Below are 22,201 nucleotides of genomic sequence, written 5' to 3' on the forward strand. Positions count from 1 at the left end.
CGTTACATCCAAAATGCAATATAGACCAAGGTAAACACCGGTAAGGCTGCTGTCAGGCTGTCGATGCGGTCGAGTACGCCGCCGTGACCGGGTAAAATAGTGCCAGAATCTTTAATGCCACCTGCACGTTTAAACATACTCTCAGATAAATCACCCAGTGCAGATACTAAGGCAACAAATAAAGTTACTGCGACTACTAAGCCTAACTCTTGCTCTGGTGAATAATGCATCACCCCCGCAACCACTAGCATAGTCGTCACTAGACCACCGAGTAATCCCTCAAGGGTCTTTGCGGGGCTCACTGCAGGCATTAGCTTAGTCTTGCCCATAGCTTTACCAACAAAATAAGCCCCCGTATCTGCGGCCCATACAATCAACATCACTAGCAATACTAAAACGGGGCCGTAATAGGGTGAAGCTTGCGAACTAATCGATTTGAGTGCTATCAGGGCGACAAAACAAGGTATTAACGTTAACTGGCCAAACATCGACTTAAACATCGGGTTGTTTTGCCAAAACGCCGCGCTTTTAGGGTAAGTAAACACCAAGAATAACGAGACTGCCCACCACAATGCACCAATGTAGAGTATCGCCAGATAGATAGGATGTAACTGATTGCTCAACCAAACCGCATCAATAGGAACAATGAGATTGATAGCGATCAACAGAATACCAATCGTACAGGTGAAGCTCCACTGAGTGACGTCACACTGATTATCGATAATTCTTCCCCATTCTTTTGCAGCAATGAGAAATACGGCAACTAATGCCCAAGCAAAATAATTGGCAGGGAGGATAAATATCGCCCCTAAAACTAATGGTATTAACCAAATTGCTGTTATTATTCGTTGTTTTAGCAAAAAAAATCCCTCATGCGATTTTACAATGCGCGCATTTCATCAATCTGACTTCCAGTCAAACCAAAGCGACGCTGACGACTTGCAAAAATGGCAATCGCCTCATGAAAAGCCTGTTCATCAAAATCAGGCCAAAGGGTGTCGGTAAACACCAATTCAGCATAAGCAGCTTGCCACAGCACAAAATTGCTAATGCGGCAGTCACCACCCGTGCGGATCATTAAATCAACTTCACTCTGATTTTGCATGCATAAATGTGCACTTAGGGCTTCTTCGGTGAACTGACTGCTGTTCATTTCACCAATTTCGACCTTTTTTGCTAACTTTTGTGCGGCTTGAAGTATGTCCCAACGGCCACCATAGTTAGCCGCAACATTCAAAACTAAGCCAGTATTAGCTGATGTTCTCTCTTGAGCGGTAGCAATTTGCTTCTGTAAACGAGCAGAAAATCGGCTGATATCACCAATAATATTGAGCTTAACTTGGTTATTATGCAGCAACTTAATTTCGCGCTGCAGCACGGTAAAAAATAACTCCATCAGCAAGCTGACTTCTTTATCGGGTCTACGCCAATTCTCGCTAGAAAATGCAAATAAGGTTAGCGATTCAATGCCTAATTGGCTTGCAGTACTCACGGCTCGTCTTACAGCCTTTACCCCCGCCTTGTGCCCCATGACGCGTGGTTTACCTTGGAGTTGTGCCCAACGCCCATTGCCATCCATGATAATGGCAACGTGTTTAGGTAACGACTGGCTCACGATTTCGGGTAGTTGTCCAGGCAAGGTTGTTTGAGCGCATAAATCGCTCTCATTTAACCTAGGGTAAGGATCAAGTTCCACTGTGGATGACATTTAATACAGCCCTTTAAAATAGACAAACGCCGTGTAGTATACCCCTACACGGCGCATCAACTCTAGCTTATCGAATTTGAGATTAGACTTCCATCAACTCAATTTCTTTGGCCGCTAAAATATCATCAATCTTTTTAATATGAGCATCGGTGAACTTTTGTACTTCTTCTTCACTACGGCGAACATCATCTTCAGTACAAGCTTTAGCTTTCTCAAGTTTTTTCACTTCAGAGATAGCATCACGACGCACGTTACGAATGGCAACACGACCGTTTTCAGCTTCGTTACGTACCACTTTAATGAAATCTTTACGACGCTCTTCAGTCAACGAGGGCAATGGAATACGTAAAGTGGCCCCTGCAGACATAGGGTTCAAGCCTAAATCTGAGCTCATAATCGCTTTTTCAACGGCTTGGATAGCGCTACGGTCAAACACTGTTACTGATAGCGTACGAGAATCTTCAATACCTACGTTTGCCACTTGATTTAGCGGTGTCATAGTACCGTAGTAAGACACTTGAATTGAATCAAGTAGGCTTGGATGGGCACGACCTGTACGCACTTTTGCCATTTGATTCTTAGTCGCGTCTACACATTTACCCATGCGCTCTTGCGCATCTTTCTTAATGTTCTCAATCACGTTAAATGTCCTTCTTGGTCATTAAATAACTTTTTTCGCTCTGATCAACGTACCTTCTTCTTCACCCATGATAACGCGGCGTAGTGCACCAGGTTTATTCATGTTGAAGACTAATATAGGCATGTCATGATCACGCGCCATCGTAAAGGCCGCTAAGTCCATTACTTTTAATTCTTTTTCCAGAATTTCTGCATAAGTGACTTCGTCATACTTAATTGCATCTGGGTTTTTCATTGGGTCTTCAGAGTATACACCATCTACTTTTGTGCCTTTCAGCACAACTTCAGCTTCAATTTCAATGCCGCGTAAACAGGCCGCTGAATCAGTGGTGCAAAATGGATTACCCGTTCCGGCAGCAAAAATAACCACTCTGCCAGATTTTAGCAAGCTTATCGCTTCAGCCCAATTGTAATCGTCACACACACCCTTTAATGGGATAGCTGACATCAGACGAGCATTAACATAGGCACGGTGTAAGGCGTCACGCATGGCTAAGCCGTTCATCACCGTTGCCAGCATACCCATGTGATCGCCCACCACACGGTTCATACCCGCTTTTGCCAGGCCTTCACCGCGAAACAGATTACCACCACCAATAACCACGCCCACCTGAATACCCAGTTCAACCAGCTCTTTCACTTCCTGAGCCATGCGATCTAACACTTTAGGGTCGATGCCGAAGCCTTCGTCGCCCATCAGCGCTTCGCCACTTAATTTGAGAAGAATGCGTCTAAATGCGGGTTTTGGATTGGTGCTCATAATTTTTATCCTGGTATAACAAGACCGCAGCTATTGCCGCGGTCTTGGGGTATTTAGCGTAGGCTATTAAGCCTTTTTAGAAGCAGCGATTTGAGCAGCAACTTCAGCTGCGAAATCTTCTTCTTTTTTCTCAATACCTTCACCGACTTCTAAACGAACGAAGTTAGTGATTGTAGCGCCTTTCTCTTTCAAGAATTCGCCAACAGTTTTCTTTGGTTCCATGATGTAAGCTTGGCCAGTAAGAGAAATCTCACCAGTAAACTTCTTCATACGACCAGCAACCATCTTTTCAGCGATCTCAGCAGATTTGCCTTCGTTCATTGAAATTTCGATTTGCAGAGCTCGTTCTCTTGCAACTAAATCTGCAGGAACGTCTTCTGGATTAACGAATTCAGGCTTAGAAGCCGCAACGTGCATTGCGATATGCTTTAAGATTTCTTCGTCAGCATTACCAGCAACAACAACACCAATACGCTCACCGTGGCGGTAAGAAGAAAGGTTTGCACCATCGATATATTCAACACGACGAATGTTGATGTTTTCACCGATTTTAGTCACTAATGCAACACGAGCATCTTCAAACTGTGCTTTTAGGTCTTCGATAGTCACTTTAGACGCTGCAGCAACATCTAATACTGCATTAGCAAAACCTAAGAAGTTTGAATCTTTAGCTACGAAATCTGTTTGGCAGTTCACTTCTAACAGTGCAGCGAAACCTTCGCCATTCTTGATTAGAATTGTACCGTCAGCAGCGATATTACCCGCCTTTTTAGCAGCCTTGGCAGCACCAGATTTACGCATGTTGTCAATTGCTAACTCCATGTCGCCGTCAGTTTCTGTCAGTGCGTTTTTACAATCCATCATGCCTGCGCCAGTACGCTCGCGCAGTTCTTTAACTTGGGCAGCAGTAATTGCCATTGTTAAATCCTCTATAAAAAAATCGACTAATTTGCAGATATAAAACAGGGGCACAATGGCCCCTGTTAACCAATCAAAAATCTTGGTTAATAAGGGTGATGATAATCATCGCGCCTTATTATTATTCGGCTTCTACGAAACCGTCTTGCTCAGCTTGAACAGCCAAATCTTGACCACGGCCAGCTTTCGCAGCAGCAGCAACAGAAGAAGTGTACAGACGGATAGCACGCATAGCGTCGTCGTTACCAGGAACGATGTAATTAACACCATCTGGCGCAGAGTTAGTATCAACAACTGCAACAACAGGGATACCCAGGTTGTTAGCTTCTTTAATCGCGATATGCTCATGGTCAGCACCGATGACGAATAATACGTCTGGCAGGCCGCCCATGTTCTTAATACCACCTAAAGATTTTTCTAGCTTTTCAAGCTCACGAGTACGCATCAGCGCTTCTTTCTTGGTCAGCTTGTCGAAAGTACCGTCTACTGACTGTACTTCCAGCTCTTTCAGACGTTTGATTGACTGACGAACTGTTTTCCAGTTAGTCAGCATACCGCCTAACCAACGGTGATCAACATAAAACTGATCACAAGACAAAGCAGATTCTTTGATCGCTTCGCCAGCAGCACGTTTAGTACCAACGAATAATACCTTACCTTTCTTTGAAGCTACGTTGCTGATGAAAGCAAGGGCTTCATTGAACATTGGCACTGTATGCTCAAGGTTGATGATGTGAACACCGTTGCGAGCACCGAAAATGAATGGCTTCATTTTTGGGTTCCAGTAACGGGTTTGGTGACCAAAGTGGACACCGGCCTGAAGCATATCGCGCATTGAAACTGTAGTCATTTCTATTACCTTAAAATTTAGGGGGTTAGACCTCCACGCACCCCATGTCTTCGACCCCTTATATAACCACTTAGGGCACCCCGAAGAATGTGTCGATACGTGTGTGATTTAGTATTTAGACAAATTGCCATGTATAATGGCCGCAATATTTAGTCTTGCTACCATCCAAACTGAGCATAAAGCTGGCGAGGACAATCCATCAAGACTTAAACATAACGGCGCGCTTTATACCATAAATAGCTCTAAAGCACAAATTTTTGCGTTAGATTGCGACGCCACCGAACATTTAAGACAGAAGAGAAAACGCAATGAGTATCGTCATTAAGACAGCTGAAGAAATTGAGAAAATGCGGGCTGCGGGTAAACTGGCTGCCGACGTATTGGAAATGATCGCCCCTTATGTAAAACCTGGCGTAACCACCAACGAACTCAATGATATTTGCGCTCAATATACGCAAGAACAAGGCGCCATTTCTGCGCCACTTAATTACCATGGATTTCCTAAATCTATCTGCACTTCGATCAATAATGTTATTTGCCACGGTATTCCCAACGATAATCCGCCATTGAAAGAAGGCGATATTCTTAATATCGATATCACTGTCATTAAAGACGGTTACCACGGCGACACCTCAAAAATGTTTCTTATTGGTGAAGTCAGTCCAAAAGATAAGCGTTTATGTCGTATTGCCCAAGAAAGTCTGTACTTAGCAATTCGTAAGGTTCGTCCGGGCCTAAAACTGGGCGAAATTGGCAATACTATCGAAAAATTCATCAAAGCCAGTAAAACAGGCCTTGAGAAATACTCTATCGTGCAAGATTATTGTGGCCACGGTATTGGATCGGGGTTTCATGAAGAACCGCAGGTCATGCATTATCGCAATGGTGATAACACGATTTTACGTCCTGGCATGTGTTTCACCATTGAACCAATGATCAATGCGGGTCGGCACACCACCATACTCGATCGTGAGGATAAGTGGACGGTAACAACCTCTGATGGTAAAAACTCTGCCCAGTGGGAACACACTTTACTGGTAACAGACAAAGGCGTTGAAGTGCTCACACTGCGTAATGAAGAAGATTTTCCACGAATTATCAACCATTAATATATGGCAATAACAAGGGACTAAATGAACACAGCGCTACTGGCTAAACAAGCACTTATCGAACAAAACCAAGCCTTGCTCGCCCGTTTTCAAGCAAAGGCTCCAATTGTTGAACTGGTCTTGCAGCGCTGTCAGTTTGTCGACTCCCTTGTGAAGCACGTTTGGGCCCAACTTGGGCTCAATAGATTTGATATCGCGCTTATTGCTGTTGGAGGATATGGCCGCGGCGAATTACACCCTCATTCAGATATCGATTTACTCTTCCTTTACGATAACAGCTTATGTGCAGATGCTGAAAATGCCCTCAGTCAATTCATCGCCTTTTTATGGGATGCTAATCTTGAGATTGGCCACAGTGTTCGCACCTTAGAAGACACGCTTAGTTTAGGACGAATTGATGTCACCATCGCCACTAACTTACTCGAAGCCCGCTTTTTAACTGGTACTGAATCCCTGTTTGATAGGCTTTATGATGCCATTCGTCAAGGTGACTTTTGGACATCGAGTGATTTTTTTATCGCTAAACGTGATGAGCAAAATGCCCGCCATGCCAGAGCGAGTGCCTTCGACCTTGAGCCCAATATCAAAAGTTGCCCTGGTGGCCTGCGGGATATCCAAACGATAGCTTGGGTCGCTATGCGCCATTTTGGTGCCGCGCGTTTAGAAGAGTTAGTGCAATACGACTTTTTAGAACCTGCTGAATTAGAAGAGCTGCTCGAATGCCAGTCTTTTTTATGGACCCTGCGTTTTGCCCTGCACATGACAGCAGGACGCGATGAAAATCGCCTACTGTTTGATGTACAACGCCAAGTAGCCGAGCTCATGGGTTACCAAGATGCGACTCAGCTTGCCGTCGAACAAATGATGAAACGCTACTATCGCACGGTTCGCCGAGTGATGGAGCTGAACGAAATGCTGTTACAGCTATTTAAGCGCGCCACATTAGGCCAAACAAAAGCACTCGAAATCCAATCAATAGACAAACACTACCAACGCCGCGGCACCTTTATTGAAGCCTTAAGCGATGATGTATTCGATAGCAGTGAAGAAATAATTAGACTGTTTTTATTGGTGGCTAAAAACTCCAATATCAAAAGTATTTATGCGCCAACGCTACGTTCGCTACGCCGTGCTAGACGCGCCCAAACACAGGCATTACAGGAAAACCCACTTTGCCGCCAAGCCTTTATGGAAATTTTGCGTCATCCTCGCGGCATTGTAGCCTTATCCTTAATGCATAAACACGGCGTGTTATCGGCCTATTTACCCGCATGGCGCAATATCGAAGGTCAAATGCAGTTTGACCTATTTCATGCCTATACCGTCGATGAACATACTCACAGATTACTGCTCAATATTGAACGGTTTTCTCAAGCGGAACAAAAAGAGGAGTTTCCCTTAGGTTCTGTGCTTATTAATCAATTACCGAAAAAAGGATTACTGGTTTTAGGCGCTATTTTCCACGATATCGCCAAAGGCCGCGGGGGGGATCATAGTAAGCTGGGCAGCGTTGATGCCCTCGCCTTTTGTAAACTCCATGGCTTGAACGATCACGATGGCCGCTTAGTCGCTTGGTTAGTTGAAAACCATCTGGTGATGTCAATTACCGCCCAGCGCCGTGATATTTCTGATCCCGATGTGGTTGCCGACTTTGCTAGCAAAGTGCGCGATGCCGTACATCTAAGTTATTTATACTGCTTAACCGTAGCCGATATCTGCGCCACCAACGAAAAGACCTGGAATAGCTGGAAAGGCTCGCTACTACGGGATTTATATTTTTCTACCCAAAGAGTACTCGCTCGCGGTAAAGAAAAGCCAGTCGATATTCGGGCGCGCGTGCGCGAATCCCAAGCCAAGGTTAAAAAAGAATTACTGCGCCGTGGGCTTAAAGAAAAAGATCTGGATATTTTATGGCACCGTTTCAAAGCCGACTATTTTTTACGCTACCAGCCAAATCAACTGGCTTGGCACGCTGAAGCGATTCTAAAACACAAACAACTCGACGAGCCTTTAGTACTCGTTTCGAAACATGCCACACGCGGCGGTACAGAATTATTTGTTTATTGCCAAGATAGACCTAAATTATTCGCGACTGTGATGGCGGTACTCGACAATAAAAATATTACTGTCCATGATGCCAATATCATGACCTCTAAAGATAATTATGCGCTCGATACCTTTGTGATCTTAGAGCAAAATGGCGAGCCAGTTAGCCAGTTATCGCGTATTCAAAGTGTTCGAAAAGCCCTCGAAAAAGCGCTGGCGAGTGATAGTCCAAAACTGCCACGTTTTAGAAAACTATCACGTAAGATGAAACCGTTTCACGTTCCGACGCAAGTAAGTTTTCTTAAAAGCAGCCGTCAGGGCACCAGTATGATGGAGCTTATAGCTTTAGATAGCCCAGGATTACTGGCTAAAGTCGGTGATATCTTTTACCGTTGCAATACAATATTGCTCGCGGCCAAGATCACCACCATTGGTGAACGTGCCGAAGATTTTTTTATGCTGCAGACCAATGAAGGTTTACAGCTCAATGAACATCAAGAAAACACTCTCAGGGAAGCGTTGATCAATGCCCTGAATGTAAAAAATATCGAATCCGTTAATTAACGAAACCAGTGGGAGAAATAAATGGAGGCTTTACGCCAACGTATTGAAGCAGCGTTTGAAGCGCGCGCCGATATCACACCAAGCACAGTCGATGCCAGCATTCGCAGCGATGTGCAAAATGTTATCAATATGCTCGACAGAGGAGAAGTACGTGTTGCCGAAAAAATCGACGGCCAATGGCATGTACATCAATGGCTAAAGAAAGCCGTGTTACTGTCGTTCCGTATTTTTGACAACGTGGTCATTGATGGCGCTGAAACCAAATACTTCGATAAAGTGCCATTAAAATTTGCCGAATATGACGAAGCACGCTTCAAAGCCGAAGCCATTCGTGTAGTCCCTTCTGCTACCGTGCGTAAAGGCTCGTTTATCGGTAAAAATACCGTGCTGATGCCATCTTATGTGAACTTAGGCGCCTATGTTGATGAAGGCACTATGGTTGATACATGGGCGACTGTCGGTTCGTGCGCACAAATTGGTAAGAACGTACATTTATCCGGTGGTGTTGGCATTGGTGGTGTATTAGAGCCATTACAAGCTGGCCCAACGATTATCGAAGATAACTGCTTTATCGGCGCACGCTCTGAGATTGTTGAAGGCGTTGTGGTTGAAGAAGGATCAGTGATTTCAATGGGCGTGTATATTGGCCAAAGTACGCGTATTTATGATCGCGAAACGGGTGAAGTCCATTACGGCCGCGTCCCCGCGGGCTCTGTCGTTGTGTCGGGCAACCTGCCGTCGGCCTGTGGTAAGTATAGCCTTTATGCTGCCATTATTGTTAAAAAAGTGGATGCAAAAACACGCAGTAAAGTAGGTATTAACGAGTTACTACGTATCGTTGACTAATGATTGAACTGCTCGCGCTTAACTTATTATAAATTTAAGTGTAAATGCCAAGATTTTGTCTTGGCATTTTTTATTTACCGCTTTAAAACACAACGGTCTTATTACCGTATACAACCACTTGTTCATTCAATACTAATTGCAGTGCTTTACTCAAGACGCTTTTTTCCACATCGCGCCCTGCTCGCGCCATTTCTAAGGCGCTGTAGCTGTGATCGACGGGGATGACATCTTGTTTAATAATGGGGCCTTCATCGAGGCAGTTATTGACAAAATGCGCTGTCGCGCCAATGATTTTCACCCCACGTTCCCAAGCTTGGCGATAAGGCGCTGCGCCGATAAAGGCGGGTAAGAAGGAATGGTGAATATTGATAATTCGATTGGGATATTGCGCCACAAAATCAGGGGTTAACACCCGCATGTATTTAGCCAACACCAGATAATCGGGTTCGTATTGAGAGACCGCAGCTAACAAGGCTTGCTCATGTTGAATTCTATCTAAGCCTTCATGACTGACCAGATGGAAGGGAATATTAAATTTTTCGGTTAATTCGCGTAATGCATCATGGTTACCCACCACAGCGGCAATCTCGACACTCAGGCCGCCGTAATAGGCTTTCATTAACAAATCACCCAAACAGTGAGCTTCTTTTGTCACCAATACTACAATGCGTTTTTTGCCCGCGCTGACTAAGTTCATATGATTTTTCGTAGGCAGCACTTGTCGTAAATCCTGCAATAACTGTTCGCTGTTAAAAATGCCTTCTAATTCAGTACGCATAAAAAAGCGCCCCTGAGCATTATCGACAAACTCGCTATTTTTGATGATATTAAGCTTATGGTTAAAACAAACACTGGTGATTTTGGCAATTAAGCCTTGGGCATCGGCACAATCTGTCAGTAAGATTTTACGGGCTATGGTTGGCGGAGTATGAGTGCGAGTTTCAGTCATTTGTTGCAAAGTTAGATCTCCTATATTGTCCCTAGTTTGAGTTTGCCATAGCAACCCATGCTGAACAGCATAAAAATTCTATAATGCGGAAATAAAAATGATATTTCAGAAGCTTGAATCAATAAAATGTAAAATTTAAATGATTAATTCTGTGAAAGTATAATTCTTGCGGCGTGTATCACTCTCCTAACGACGCGTATCTAAATAACGCTGTAATACTTTACGCAGTGTTTCAGCCTTAGTGCCATACACCACCTGCACACCTTTACCCATGACAATCACGCCCTTAGCACCCAACTGGCTTAAACGCACTTTATTGACTAGCTCAGGCTTGTGTACGCTCAAACGCAAACGAGTCAAACAGGCATTCAGCTCTACAATATTGTCTCGTCCGCCGAGCGCCGCGATAATCGCCCGTAAACTTTCTTTAGGTCCATTATGATGAGGATGCTCAAGTCGGCCGGGAGTTTTCAAGTTAAAAGCTAAAATACTTATTCTAAACAATAGGTAATATATAATTGCAGTTAAGGGGCCAAGAAAAATAAACCAGCTAGTATTACGGGATAGTGGGAATAACAGCGTAAAGTCTACCAGACCTTGGGAGAATACGATGCTGTGGTGAATATCCAGCATAATACAGACAAAATAAGCCAGCCCAGTGAGCAAGGCGTGCATGATAAATAAAATTGGCGCCACAAACATAAAAGCAAATTCGATAGGCTCGGTCACCCCAGTTAACCAACTTGCCGCCCCCGCTGATAGCATAATACCGGCGACGCGATTACGTTCCGATTTATCAGCGCAGCGCCACATCGCCAATGCCGCAGCCGGTAAACCCCACATTTTAATCAGATAACCACCGGCTAAATTTCCCGCCTGCGGATCGCCCGCTAAATAGCGCGCCACCTCACCACGAACGACTTCATGCCCTAATAACTGATATTGGCCCACTTCTAAGTAAAAAGGTGCATTCCAAATATGGTGTAATCCAAGGGGGATAAGTAAACGCTCCAGCGCGCCATAGATGCCAAAAGCAATGGCCGGTTTTTGATAAACCGCCCAGTCAGATACGCGTTCAATCAAAAATGCGAGTGGCGGCCACACGTGAGCGAGTACATAACCAAGCCCCATCGCTAAGGGAATAATCAGCAAAGATGCGCTGCGACGCCCCTCAAAAAAAGAGAAAATCGCTGGTAAGCGAATGTATTGGCTCCAGCGCACCGCAAAGCAAGTAATACCGCCGAGTAACATGCCGCCTGCAATCCCAGTATCTAAGGTATCCATTCCCAATAAAGGTTGGGTTGGTAGCCGATATAAATCAGCCAGTGCGGCTAACGTCGCCGTCATCACGCCATAACCAAACACCGCCGTAAAGGCGGCAATACCTTGATCGCGGCAAAAACCAATAGCAACAGCCACGGCAAATAACATCGGCATGATGGCGAAAATGAGTTTGCCCACCGCTAACATCAATACTGTCAGCTCTTCGGGCATAAAGGGAATAGGGCTAACCGTTAAGCCAAGCATAACCCCTGCGGCGGGTAAAATGGCAATAGGAATGAGCAGCGCTTGACTTAGGCGCTGGGCAAATTTAAACCATTGCTGAGTGACGAATCTTCCTAAGCGGCGAGCTCGGATTTGACGACTTGATTCCAGCGCTCTAGCCATTTTATTGCTTCAACCTCAGGTTCCATGGTGTCACAGGCATCAATTTCAAATAACTCCACTAACGGTTTAGCGCCAAGTTCAGTCAAAAGCGCATCAACAGATTTACCCGCGCCGCAAAAAGTCTCATAACCTGAATCGCCCAGTGCTATCACGCTATATTTAAGCGCCGGTAAATAGGGCGAGTGAGTTTTAAGATTATGATACCAAGGTTGAATATCCTCGGGTAAATCTCCTTGGCCGGTCGTTGACGTAATCACGATTAACAATTCATCCTGCGGAGGAATGAAGTTTACGACCGCATCGGGTTGCCATAATGTCACATCATAACCGAGGATTTGCAGCTCTTTCTCTAGGGTTTCTGCAGTAAATTGTGCGCTTCCGTACACAGTGCCAAACACCAGATTCACCTTTTTCATGATACACTCCACATTCTATTGCAAACCTTAATAGGCTGACCTTACGTTATTGTTGAGTCTATGGGCAAGCTACTAAGGCGTAATTTTTTTATAAATCAAGTCATTGAGCATGAGGAAATATCTGATGCGACAGTCTGCCCGACAAAAACACCTCAAACAACACTACAAAACGATCCAAACTCGACGTAAAAATTACTTTCACTCCGTCCAGCAAAACCTCACTTCGCCACTCGCGCCTACCTCTGGATTCTCAACCTTAGCCGTAATGATGCAAAAACTGCGTCCACAAACAGCACAAACACCACAACACCTCGACCTACTCGCGTCAGACTCGTTTTGATAGGCAGCTATTATTGATTCAAGCGTTCTGATTCGATTGCTTTAGTGTCAATAACACAGCCAAGCGAAGACTATTTATGTCATCCACTTCACTTGGCTGACTGTCTATTATGTCGAGACGGTCTCAGCTAAGGTTACCAGTTAAGCATATCCGGCAGTCGTCTCATCGGCGGCGATTAACAACTCAGCCTGTTGACTCAAGGTCATCTCGTCCCAACCTAACTCGGCAAACACGGTTTCCCACTGAGCTTCAAGCTCAGTTTCTATACTGAGCCGAGTTTGAGTGACTGGATGCGTAAAGCTGAGTTTTTTCGCGATAAGCCATAGGCGATTGATACCAAAGTGCTCACGGAAAAACGCATTTTGCTTACCATCACCATGGGTGGTATCACCGACTATGGGGTGACGTAAATGCGCCATATGTCTTCTTAGCTGATGCTTACGCCCCGTTTTAGGGCTCAAGCGTACCAGTGCGAATCGACTGGTAAGATAACGGCCTGACGAATAAGGGATCTCAGTGTTAAGAAGTGGCTCATAAGCCGTCACTGCTTCCTGCGCTGCTTTGTTAGGATCGGCATTCTTATCACCCAGCTCATCCAACTCAACCTTAAGCGCATAATCTAAAATACCGCTCTCATGCATATTACCGCGCACTAAGGCCAGATATTGCTTTTCAACCGTATGGGCAGCAAATTGCTCACACAGTGTATTGGCCACTTCACTACTCTTGGCAAACAAGAGCACACCAGATGTCGGCCTGTCGAGACGATGAACAGGGAACACATGACAGCCGACTAAGTCGCGGGTAAGTTGCATGGCAAAAAATCGTTCACGCCGCGCTAAATAACTGCGATGAACCAATAAACCTGCGGGTTTATGAATTGCCACTAAGTGCTCATCTTCATAGAGAATTTCAATCTTAGGCGCTTGCTCTTCTGAATCATCCGCTTGAGATGTATTCAGTGCATTTTCAGGCGTTTCAAGCCACATATCATCTTGATTCATTTAACAACATATCCAATTCATTCAATACGCCAATCAGGTTTTGCCGCAAAGGCATATTCTGCCAAACATGTTCAGCCATAGGGGCTATCGCAATTTGCGTCGGCAAAGGAGCCGCGGTGTCAATTAAGTTTCGCATTCTAGGCAACAGCACAAACTGCAGCCACTGTTCAAGGGGCATAAGATCGCAAGCAAAAGGTGCCGTGCTTGCCATCGCATCAGCTGAAGGCGCTAGCTCAGACCACAACTCGGCCTCTTTTAGTGCTTGGGCAATCTGATCCAATTTAACTTGGGTTTGGCCGTATAACATAGCGTTCAGATCCATTCTTACATTAGCCACTGTGATTCAGGAACTTGCCACAATCCACAGGCCGAATAAGTCGATTAAAGAGTGGCAATCATACCATCCAGACTCGCTTCCCCCTATAATGGCGCCAATTTATTGAGCCTCTTTGATTGATATGGCAGCCAAATGACTGAAATAACCACTTTAAGCCAATTTTTAACCACCGCGAAAACCCAGTTCCAAGTGTATGATCTTGGCCGTAGGGTGCAGCATATTGATATGCTCGCGTTTCACCAAATAGAGTCTCTAGCTACCCCTTATCCCTATCCCATTCAAGGGCATGCGCAATTCGCGATTGTCTTTTGGGATACAAGCCAGCAACACTTTATTTGGTTTCTAAAACTGGCGTTAGATGAACAAGGATTATTGTCGCCGGCACCGCGTTCACAATTTATCGAAATGATATTAGCCGCATTAGGGCAAGATCCCACTCAGCCACTCAGTGATGAGCAACAAGAGCGACTCGCGAATAATCCGTTTAACTTCAAGCCGAGTCAGGAAAAACTCGCCGTATTTAATGCCCTTGTTCGTAAACAGCTCGGCCAGCGCGCATCGTCGCAATACGAATTTGCGCTGCAATACCTATCAGGCCAAGTTGCGCCAACGCAATGGCAACATATTGGGATGCAAGGTATCGCCGATGTGTGCGCGAGAGTAAATGAATTAGATCATGAACAGCACTTGGTATCGAGTTTTGATGCGAGTGCAATCGAAGTACAAATCGCACTATGCCAATGCCTTGAACATTTAAAAGTCAGCGACACGCTTGCCAATAAAATTCTCACCAAACTGCAAGACGCAGCCCCAGAGCATCAAGCCTATTTTCTTCGGGCTCTGGCCTCTAGCACCAAACACAGTCAACAGGCCTTCGAACATCTTCATCGCCAATCTTATTTAGATGCTAACGCTTTAATAAGCATTGCCGGGCGTAGCTGGTCGATATTAAAACACGATTCAAGTCGCAGAGTTTACTTAGAAGCTCTTGCCCTGCAGCCCCAAGCCTTCTTTAATCAGGTCTTTGCTGATATTGTGGCTATTCCTAGTTTACGCAATCAATTACTAGGCGAATTAAGAAATCCCAATCGTAGTGTTCAACTATCACAAGCCATAGGTGGTTTGTTTAAGGCAACTAGCAAATGATGTCAGATCTTCTGTTAATTATTGGTCTCGTCGTAATTGCCGCATTCTTCTGGCAATTACGCCAAATGGCAGAATTAAGCCGTGTTTTTGCTGAAAAAGAATGTTGGCGCCAAAAGGTACAGTTATTAGCGATAGCAATGGAAACTGCGCGTCCGAGCGTTGGCGGTACGACGGGTATTTGTTGGAAAGCGAAATATTTATTTGAATTCAGCACGGATGGCATTAACCAATACCGTGGTCATATTTGGATGCAAGGCAAGAAAATTCAAAAAATAGAATGGCCTATATTCCCTGAGCCTGAATGGCATGAAGCGCCCACGTCGCAGGGTAAATTTGGCGGTTGCGGTACACAAAGTGGCTGTAGTTCTGGCAAGTGTCATTAAGTTTTATCGACTATGATCCCCAAATAAACTGCCTACCATAATAGCGAGCAATCAGTCATTATCTGGTGCTAAAATAACTCGCTGTAAAAAATTCAAAAAGAAAGGGCGCAGCCATAAAAGCCACGCCCTTCTATTTCTCTGTTAAGCTGTCCCGCTATTTTTGTGCTCCCTGCACCATCCATGCGTCAATCTGCGTCCTGCTTCATCCCTGCTCAATCCTTGAGATCCTTGTACTCATGTACTTCCCTATCTCTTGGTCATCCAATCACAAGCTTGCTCTTTCCTAAGCGGTTCCATCATCCATGAAGCGGGTATTGTATTGCATCCATTCGATTGCACTCCATGTGCCATTACCATCCGGTGCAATGTGTCTATCAATCCTTGATAGACTACCTTCCTTGATTATTGATGCTCTTTCATCCTGAAAGGCCAACATCCCTATCATTCCTTAAGTCACATTCCTTTGTCACTGCTCAATCATCCTTTACGCCAACATCCTGTTGCTCGTCATTCCTTGTACGGGATTGATTTTACGCTAATCACGAAAGTACTCATTAAGGATTACTTAAAGATATTAAAGGAAATATTGAAATTAACAGTGAGGAAGTGAGTTAACCATTTGATAAAAATGAATATAACAATTTAAAAATGTTATTGCCAATCTAAAGACTTACAAATGACTTACGTAATTGTGAGAGATATCTCACAAAGATAATGGCAATTGAATCCATGACACTCATAGCACTCACTTTATTCTTCTGAGGATATCCCATAGACACTCAGCCAACGTTTATCCATAAAAATTAAATGCTTGCGACAAATATTTAACGAGCACCGAGAGGGAGGAATATAAAACAACATGAAATAAAGTGAGTATGAAATGCATTGCAGCAAAAACTCATACTGCAGATTAAAGTTTACATTTGTGCGAGGGGTTATAACAGTGCGAAACTACATGAATTATAATAATTCGCCAAAGAAAAGGGCGCAACAAAAGTGCGCCCCATTTATTCTCTGTAAGCCTTCCTGCCCTATTGTGCTCCCTGCACCATCCATGCGTCTGCTTGCGTCCAGCATCATCCCTGTCATCCTTTTTTGTCCCTGTGTATCTAACTTGCGCGAGATAACACTCAATCCTTTGACCTGTAAATCCGTTTACAGAGCCGGTCACTTCCTATGACGTTTCCCTATTACATCCTGCAAAATTGGCCTTCCATAGATGAGTACAAGCTGTTCACCCTTATACCCTATCCTTGGACTCGACACATCCTGTATCGAGCTCATGCTTAATCCCTAAGCGTGTCCCTTTTCATCCTGATAATCATCATCCTGACAATATGACTTTCTATCCCTAATAATCCTTGAAAAGCAATCTAGCTTTTCATTAGCCTATCCTAGGCAGATGATAGTTATCCTACTATCATCGATTTCAACCATGAAATCTGAATAATTTTTTGCGTCTTGCGTCCCTTTAGCCTATTTCGCTGTCCTTGCTATCCATTCGTCTTGCTATGTGTGTATTTTACGTTAACTCCCAGATATTTGTCCGCCCCAAAGAACACACGACTAAATCGCAATGTATGAAAAGGAGAGTTGCGAGCATTTAACTAATTGATTTTATTTTACATTAACATCAAGAGCATAAAAAACAATCAGCAACAAAGCATGATGTCCTACAGTCTTTGTAAGCGATCTCTCACACGGGCATGGGCATCTTACTTAACATCGTTTTTTCTACTTAAAAATACGACGAGTCATTTGAGCAAACATTACCCAATCTGCCATCAAGCTATAAAATGGATATTGAAATGTTGCAGGGCGGTTTTTCTCAAATACCCAGTGTCCCACCCAGGCAAAACCATAGCCCACGAATGGAATAAACCAACATAACCACCACGCTTGTGTGAATATCGCAATGGTTAGCAGTGATAAGACTAAACCACTACCCGCAAAGTGTAATTGTCGACAAATGGGGGTTTGGTGCTGAGATAAATAAAAGGGGTAGAAATCGGCGAAGCTACGATATGAATGAACTGAACGGCTCGAATTACGCATATTGTTGGCCTACATAAAATAATAACTGCCCATCGATACAGCCAATACTCAATTCACCCAAAGATACAAAATCATGCTGAGTAAAGAGTTGTAGATGGCTCTCATGAGCGACAAACACCCCAATACCTTCTACATCTGGTTGCTCATCACACCAACTCACTACCGCTTGAACTAAGCGATGCCCGAGTCCTTTGTGCTGCTCATTAGGTACCAGTGCAATAAACTGCAAAATACCACACCGATCATTCGGTAATAACTCAATAATACTCGACTCTTTTTTTATTAAAGCTTGGGTCGATTTCCACCCTGCACCTAACAACATCTTTAAACGCCAATGCCAATAACGTCCTTCTCCTAACGGTATTTTCTGGGTAATGACACAGGCTAAACCAATGAGTCTTTCGCCGTCAAACAAGCCAATGAGTGCTTGTTTTTGTTGCCATAAGGTATTGAGTTCTTCACGGATCGCCGCGCGCAACTTTTGCTCATAAGCCGCTTTATCTGAGGTAAACAGTGAGTCAATAAAAAAGGGGTCATCGTGATAAGCGTTATAAAGAATAGAAGCAGCAATACGTAAATCTTCCGCAGTCAAATAGACTGCTCGATAGGTTTCCAAGGTCTGATTATCCATTCTGAGTTTTCCTTGAATGAGCTCACACTTTTTATGAGTAACCATTAATTTATCAAGGAAACGACAAAGTGCAAATTTTAATCATAGATTGCATTTTTCAATCAGACGCTTACTCTAAACACAGGCACTATAACTGAAAAGGAAATAATGATGGACACTACTCAAGTCGACTTAAGCCACTTATTCGAACAACTCGGTTTAGACAGTAGCGATGAAGCTATAGCGCAGTTTATTGAAACCCACGAGATTGATGATCACATTCATCTAAATCAAGCCCCCTTTTGGACCTCCGCCCAAAAGAGTTTTCTAACTGAAGCCCTAGAAGCAGATGCTCAATGGACGCCACTCATTGAAAAGTTAGACACTCAGCTTCGTAAATCATAAGGTCACTCGATTATAGTTGACGCTAAGCTGCGTCCCAAAAACCACTAAGACATTATTCCAAAAAATCATTGGCATGTATTAATCCTTAGTGGTTTTCCTTAATGATTAGGGTACTGAGCGCAATAACACAGCATTGAAATCTCTTTAATTAGTCTCTTCCTGTTGCTCACCTTATTAAAGGTAGCCCCCGCCAACATTGACCGCACAACCACTAGGACCTAAGCTTGCGCGCTAAGTAAAAAACACTAGCAATAATTGAATGACTCGATTGATAACTCATCGGATAACATCTTATATAATGAAGATTGAATCGGGTTTGCGCCTTATCAAAACCGAGTTAAGCGCGACATAAATGCCCGAAATAATGACATGATTTTTTAGGTCATTATTTAAGAAGTGATATTAAAGTTGATTAAAAATATTCAACAATTTAAGGAGTTTTGCTAATGATGAGTCCTATTGACCAAGTATTAGCGGCAGCACGTTCGCTCGAAGCCAGCGGAAAAAATCCCAGCCTAGCTTTAATTAAAACCCGTTTAGGTAGCCGCTTACCTTTGCCGATATTGATACAAGGCTTACAACAATTTAAATTAATGCCTAAGGCGGAGCGAGAACGTTTAACCGAGTTGCAAGCAACGCCCCGGACAGAAGAAGCACCTATAACTCACGACGCCATAACTCTTGTTACACTTTCTGAGCGCCTATTGACGCAACAAACATATTTTGACCGCTATGCCGAACAGCAAACAGCAGAAATAGTGCAACTAAAAAATGAGTTACTCAAACTTCAACAACGCATCAACCTACTAGAATCCCAAGGGAAAACAGCTTAATGTTTGTCACTGAACTGCGCTTCGAATGTTTCGCCGACACGACTATTTCTGCAGCCGAAAAAGCCATTAATCAACTTCTCGAAGCCTATCGAGCCAACGGTCAAATCTTAGGACGAGAATTTGCGGTCGCCTTTAATGACGGTGAATTTAGAGTGCGTTTGTTAATGCCAGAAAAGGGCAGTTTAGCGCACAAATACCACAGCCCTTGGGTCAAAAAAGCGTTAACAGAATTAACTGAAGCCAAGCTACTGGCCCCGCGGGAAAAGTTTATCGGTCAGGACATCAACTCTGAGGTCAGCAATACCCAAACCCCAAGCTGGCAGTTGCTCTACACCAGTTTTGTGCATATGTGCTCGCCACTGCGCAGTGGCGATAATCTATTGCCCATTCCCTTGTACCAAATTCCCGCCACCTTTAATGGCGATCATAAACGCATTATTCGTTGGCAGAGTGAATGGCAAGCCTGTGACGAGCTACAAATGGCGGCGGCTACAAAAGCTGAATTTGCCGCATTAGAGGAATTATCGAGTCCAGAGAGTGATTTATTTCGTCGGGGTTGGGATTTACGCGGTCGTATCGAATATCTCACGAAAATCCCGACCTATTACTATTTATATCGCGTTGGTGGCCAAGATCTTGCCTCTGAAATAACACGGGCTTGCCCACGTTGTCACAGTCAAGATTGGAAACTTGATGAACCACTGTTAGATATGTTTCACTTTCGCTGCGAGCCTTGTCGCATAGTGTCAAATCTGTCTTGGGATCATCAATAGCATCATAGTATCTCGCAGTAGAACTCAATCTAAGATAAGCCGCACTTAGTTTGAGCTCACTCTGATAAGTGAGCGTCGCTCACGCCAGCTAGCGTTTACCCATCAAGTTTTGCCACATAAGTTTGAAGCGAGCGAAAATACCGGGATGCTCTAATGCCGGCATAGGTAATTCTTCATGCTTTACTGGCGGTGCTATCCGTGGCGATAACGCCTCGATAAATTCAGCTAAACTTGCCGATAATTGCTGCAAAGGTAACTCACCAGGTAGCTCTATCCACACACTGCCGTCATTGTTATCGATAGTGAGCATTTTATCGCCATCATCTAACAGGCCAATAAACCAAGTGGGTGGCTGCTTGAGCTTTTTTTTCATCATCAGATGGCCAATCAGGTTTTGCTGCAGACAATAAAAATCGTTTTCATTCCATACTTGCAGCAACTCACCCGTACCCCATTTTGAGTCAAATAAGAGTGGTGCAGAGAAATATTGACCATAAAAGTGATTGATTTCTGGCCATAAAGTTAATTCTAGCGCATGCTCAACATTGGCGAAACTCCCTTCGACCTCGCGTTTAACCGGCTGCCAAAAAACCGCCTGTTCTAGTTCGGGTTGAAATTCGCCCTGAATACACACAGAAGGTTCACCCTGCGGGTAATAACGCGGTAGTTCACTTAAGCTCGTTAAGTAAGCTTTATGATAGTTTTGCAAAAATTTATCGAGTGCAGGCAGACAAGACACTTAAGCACAATCCAATTTCAGGTATAATGTATGCCTATTTTGACATGGAAACAGTATTGATGACACAGAATCACGATCCCTATAGTGATGCGCAAGCGCTTGTTGGCCTGACGTTAGGTAAAGCCACAGACTATCAAGCTGAATATGACGCGTCGCTGCTACAAGGGGTTCCACGCTCACTAAACCGTAACGCTATAGCACTCACAGAGAGGCTACCATTTCATGGTGCCGATATCTGGACGGGTTATGAACTATCTTGGTTAAATGCCAAAGGTAAGCCTATGGTGGCCATAGTAGAAGTGTATTTGAGCTATGAAAGCCTGAACCTGATTGAGTCAAAATCGTTTAAACTGTATCTCAATAGCTTTAATCAAACCAAGTTTGATAACATAGATTCACTGCAAAAAAACTTAATACAGGACCTAAGCCAATGCGCCCAAGGCGATGTTAATATTAAGATTATCGAGCCAAAAAACTTCGCTACTCAGCGCATCATCGAGTTACCAGGCACTTGTATTGACGATCTCGATATTGCAGTTAGTGATTATACTTTTAATCCTGATTATTTAGAAAACAGTACCGATGAAAAACAAATTGTTGCAGAAACGCTCAATTCCAATTTGCTAAAATCGAACTGCTTAATTACTTCGCAACCCGATTGGGGCAGCGTGATGATCCGCTATCAAGGGCCTAAAATCGATCGCGAGAAGCTACTGCGCTATTTGATTTCTTTTCGCCAGCATAACGAGTTTCACGAGCAGTGTGTCGAGCGGATTTTTGTCGATCTCAAACGTTTTTGTCATTGCGCCAAACTCACTGTTTATGCGCGCTACACTCGCCGTGGTGGTTTAGACATAAACCCGTATCGTAGCGATTTTGAGCAACCAGGTGAAAATCACCGGCTTGCAAGACAGTAAATCAAGATAATATCAAAGGTTTACAGTAAGACGGCTCGCTAAATAAAAGCCTAAAAAGCCCTGAATTATCAGGGCTTTTTATTGCGTCAACATATTAACAAACCGTTACAACCCCAAATTTGCGACGCGATTCAACAACCAAATAGCGCTTCAACATAGGTTTATTTATCGAGAAAGATCATTCGT

Annotated in this window: 24 protein-coding genes; 10 read left to right on the plus strand and 14 right to left on the minus strand. The window is 44.0% G+C overall.

The window, feature by feature from the left end:
* Positions 1-2 precede the first annotated feature (2 nt).
* The 6 genes from L2717_RS01845 to rpsB all read right to left on the minus strand — a co-directional run bounded on the left by L2717_RS01845 (position 3) and on the right by rpsB (position 4,875).
* Positions 3-860 (minus strand): phosphatidate cytidylyltransferase, encoded by an 858-nt coding sequence (locus tag L2717_RS01845; protein ID WP_220772664.1) that lies wholly within the window; start codon positions 858-860, stop codon positions 3-5.
* Positions 861-880: 20 nt separating this feature from the next.
* On the minus strand, positions 881-1,708 hold the full coding sequence (uppS, locus tag L2717_RS01850; protein ID WP_220772665.1) for an undecaprenyl pyrophosphate synthase: 828 nt from the start codon (positions 1,706-1,708) through the stop codon (positions 881-883).
* Between the two features lie 82 nt (positions 1,709-1,790).
* Positions 1,791-2,348 carry a ribosome recycling factor gene (gene frr / locus L2717_RS01855; protein ID WP_220772666.1) on the minus strand — a complete coding sequence of 186 codons (558 nt, stop codon included), beginning with the start codon at positions 2,346-2,348 and terminating at the stop codon, positions 1,791-1,793.
* Between the two features lie 21 nt (positions 2,349-2,369).
* Positions 2,370-3,107, minus strand: coding sequence for a UMP kinase (gene pyrH / locus L2717_RS01860; protein WP_220772667.1), 738 nt, complete (start codon positions 3,105-3,107; stop codon positions 2,370-2,372).
* Positions 3,108-3,173: 66 nt separating this feature from the next.
* The gene (gene tsf / locus L2717_RS01865; protein WP_220772668.1) at positions 3,174-4,025 is read right to left on the minus strand and encodes a translation elongation factor Ts; all 852 of its coding nucleotides are present in this window, start codon (positions 4,023-4,025) and stop codon (positions 3,174-3,176) included.
* Positions 4,026-4,146: 121 nt separating this feature from the next.
* On the minus strand, positions 4,147-4,875 hold the full coding sequence (rpsB, locus tag L2717_RS01870; protein ID WP_076496791.1) for a 30S ribosomal protein S2: 729 nt from the start codon (positions 4,873-4,875) through the stop codon (positions 4,147-4,149).
* A gap of 308 nt (positions 4,876-5,183) precedes the next feature.
* Between rpsB and map the strand changes: the two genes are divergently transcribed.
* The 3 genes from map to dapD are packed head-to-tail and all read left to right on the plus strand — an operon-like array spanning position 5,184 to position 9,440.
* Positions 5,184-5,984: a type I methionyl aminopeptidase gene (gene map / locus L2717_RS01875; protein ID WP_115405363.1), complete on the plus strand. Its 801-nt coding sequence runs from the start codon at positions 5,184-5,186 to the stop codon at positions 5,982-5,984.
* A 24-nt stretch (positions 5,985-6,008) separates the two neighbouring features.
* A complete protein-coding gene (gene glnD / locus L2717_RS01880; RefSeq protein WP_220772670.1) occupies positions 6,009-8,594 on the plus strand; it encodes a bifunctional uridylyltransferase/uridylyl-removing protein GlnD in 2,586 nt (861 codons plus the stop codon).
* A 21-nt stretch (positions 8,595-8,615) separates the two neighbouring features.
* Entirely contained in the window at positions 8,616-9,440 is an 825-nt protein-coding gene (dapD, locus tag L2717_RS01885; RefSeq protein WP_220772671.1) for a 2,3,4,5-tetrahydropyridine-2,6-dicarboxylate N-succinyltransferase, read from the plus strand.
* Between the two features lie 82 nt (positions 9,441-9,522).
* On the opposite strand, the gene purU is transcribed toward dapD, so the two are convergent.
* The 3 genes from purU to L2717_RS01900 all read right to left on the minus strand — a co-directional run bounded on the left by purU (position 9,523) and on the right by L2717_RS01900 (position 12,473).
* The gene (purU, locus tag L2717_RS01890) at positions 9,523-10,389 is read right to left on the minus strand and encodes a formyltetrahydrofolate deformylase (protein WP_220772690.1); all 867 of its coding nucleotides are present in this window, start codon (positions 10,387-10,389) and stop codon (positions 9,523-9,525) included.
* 186 nt (positions 10,390-10,575) lie between these two features.
* Positions 10,576-12,057, minus strand: a complete 1,482-nt coding sequence (locus L2717_RS01895) for a PTS transporter subunit EIIC (RefSeq protein WP_220772672.1) — start codon at positions 12,055-12,057, stop codon at positions 10,576-10,578.
* Positions 12,009-12,473 (minus strand): flavodoxin, encoded by a 465-nt coding sequence (locus L2717_RS01900; protein ID WP_220772673.1) that lies wholly within the window; start codon positions 12,471-12,473, stop codon positions 12,009-12,011. Before L2717_RS01900 ends, L2717_RS01895 begins: the two co-directional genes overlap by 49 nt.
* Positions 12,474-12,597: 124 nt before the next feature.
* Here L2717_RS01900 and L2717_RS01905 point away from each other — a divergent pair, with 124 nt between their 5' ends.
* Complete coding sequence (locus L2717_RS01905; protein ID WP_220772674.1) at positions 12,598-12,813, plus strand: hypothetical protein; 216 nt, start codon at positions 12,598-12,600, stop codon at positions 12,811-12,813.
* Between the two features lie 140 nt (positions 12,814-12,953).
* Here the strand turns inward: L2717_RS01905 and truC are convergent, their stop codons facing one another.
* Together truC and L2717_RS01915 are read right to left on the minus strand one after the other, a co-directional pair.
* Positions 12,954-13,817: a tRNA pseudouridine(65) synthase TruC gene (gene truC / locus L2717_RS01910; RefSeq protein ID WP_220772675.1), complete on the minus strand. Its 864-nt coding sequence runs from the start codon at positions 13,815-13,817 to the stop codon at positions 12,954-12,956.
* Positions 13,804-14,124, minus strand: a complete 321-nt coding sequence (locus tag L2717_RS01915; RefSeq protein WP_220772691.1) for a YqcC family protein — start codon at positions 14,122-14,124, stop codon at positions 13,804-13,806. Before L2717_RS01915 ends, truC begins: the two co-directional genes overlap by 14 nt.
* Before the next feature lie 162 nt (positions 14,125-14,286).
* On the opposite strand from L2717_RS01915, the gene L2717_RS01920 reads away from it, so the two are divergent.
* On the plus strand, positions 14,287-15,300 hold the full coding sequence (locus L2717_RS01920) for a DUF3549 family protein (protein ID WP_220772676.1): 1,014 nt from the start codon (positions 14,287-14,289) through the stop codon (positions 15,298-15,300).
* Positions 15,297-15,683: a DUF3301 domain-containing protein gene (locus tag L2717_RS01925; RefSeq protein WP_220772677.1), complete on the plus strand. Its 387-nt coding sequence runs from the start codon at positions 15,297-15,299 to the stop codon at positions 15,681-15,683. Before L2717_RS01920 ends, L2717_RS01925 begins: the two co-directional genes overlap by 4 nt.
* Positions 15,684-17,417: 1,734 nt before the next feature.
* On the opposite strand, the gene L2717_RS01930 is transcribed toward L2717_RS01925, so the two are convergent.
* Complete coding sequence (locus tag L2717_RS01930; RefSeq protein WP_220772678.1) at positions 17,418-17,738, minus strand: Mpo1-like protein; 321 nt, start codon at positions 17,736-17,738, stop codon at positions 17,418-17,420.
* Positions 17,731-18,369, minus strand: coding sequence for a GNAT family N-acetyltransferase (locus tag L2717_RS01935; protein WP_220772679.1), 639 nt, complete (start codon positions 18,367-18,369; stop codon positions 17,731-17,733). The genes L2717_RS01930 and L2717_RS01935 overlap by 8 nt, the downstream gene beginning before the upstream one ends.
* A 150-nt stretch (positions 18,370-18,519) precedes the next feature.
* Here L2717_RS01935 and L2717_RS01940 point away from each other — a divergent pair, with 150 nt between their 5' ends.
* The 3 genes from L2717_RS01940 to L2717_RS01950 all read left to right on the plus strand — a co-directional run bounded on the left by L2717_RS01940 (position 18,520) and on the right by L2717_RS01950 (position 20,359).
* Positions 18,520-18,753, plus strand: a complete 234-nt coding sequence (locus tag L2717_RS01940) for a DUF2789 domain-containing protein (RefSeq protein ID WP_220772692.1) — start codon at positions 18,520-18,522, stop codon at positions 18,751-18,753.
* Between the two features lie 449 nt (positions 18,754-19,202).
* Positions 19,203-19,586, plus strand: a complete 384-nt coding sequence (locus L2717_RS01945) for a hypothetical protein (RefSeq protein WP_220772693.1) — start codon at positions 19,203-19,205, stop codon at positions 19,584-19,586.
* Positions 19,586-20,359, plus strand: a complete 774-nt coding sequence (locus tag L2717_RS01950; RefSeq protein WP_220772680.1) for a Zn-ribbon-containing protein — start codon at positions 19,586-19,588, stop codon at positions 20,357-20,359. The genes L2717_RS01945 and L2717_RS01950 overlap by 1 nt, the downstream gene beginning before the upstream one ends.
* An 88-nt stretch (positions 20,360-20,447) precedes the next feature.
* Here L2717_RS01950 and syd read toward each other — a convergent pair whose 3' ends face one another.
* Positions 20,448-21,098, minus strand: a complete 651-nt coding sequence (syd, locus tag L2717_RS01955) for a SecY-interacting protein (protein WP_220772681.1) — start codon at positions 21,096-21,098, stop codon at positions 20,448-20,450.
* A gap of 59 nt (positions 21,099-21,157) precedes the next feature.
* On the opposite strand from syd, the gene queF reads away from it, so the two are divergent.
* Entirely contained in the window at positions 21,158-22,015 is an 858-nt protein-coding gene (gene queF / locus L2717_RS01960; protein WP_220772682.1) for an NADPH-dependent 7-cyano-7-deazaguanine reductase QueF, read from the plus strand.
* The last annotated feature ends 186 nt before the right edge of the window (positions 22,016-22,201 follow it).

The organism is Shewanella glacialipiscicola (assembly GCF_023283485.1).
Lineage (GTDB): Bacteria > Pseudomonadota > Gammaproteobacteria > Enterobacterales > Shewanellaceae > Shewanella > Shewanella glacialipiscicola.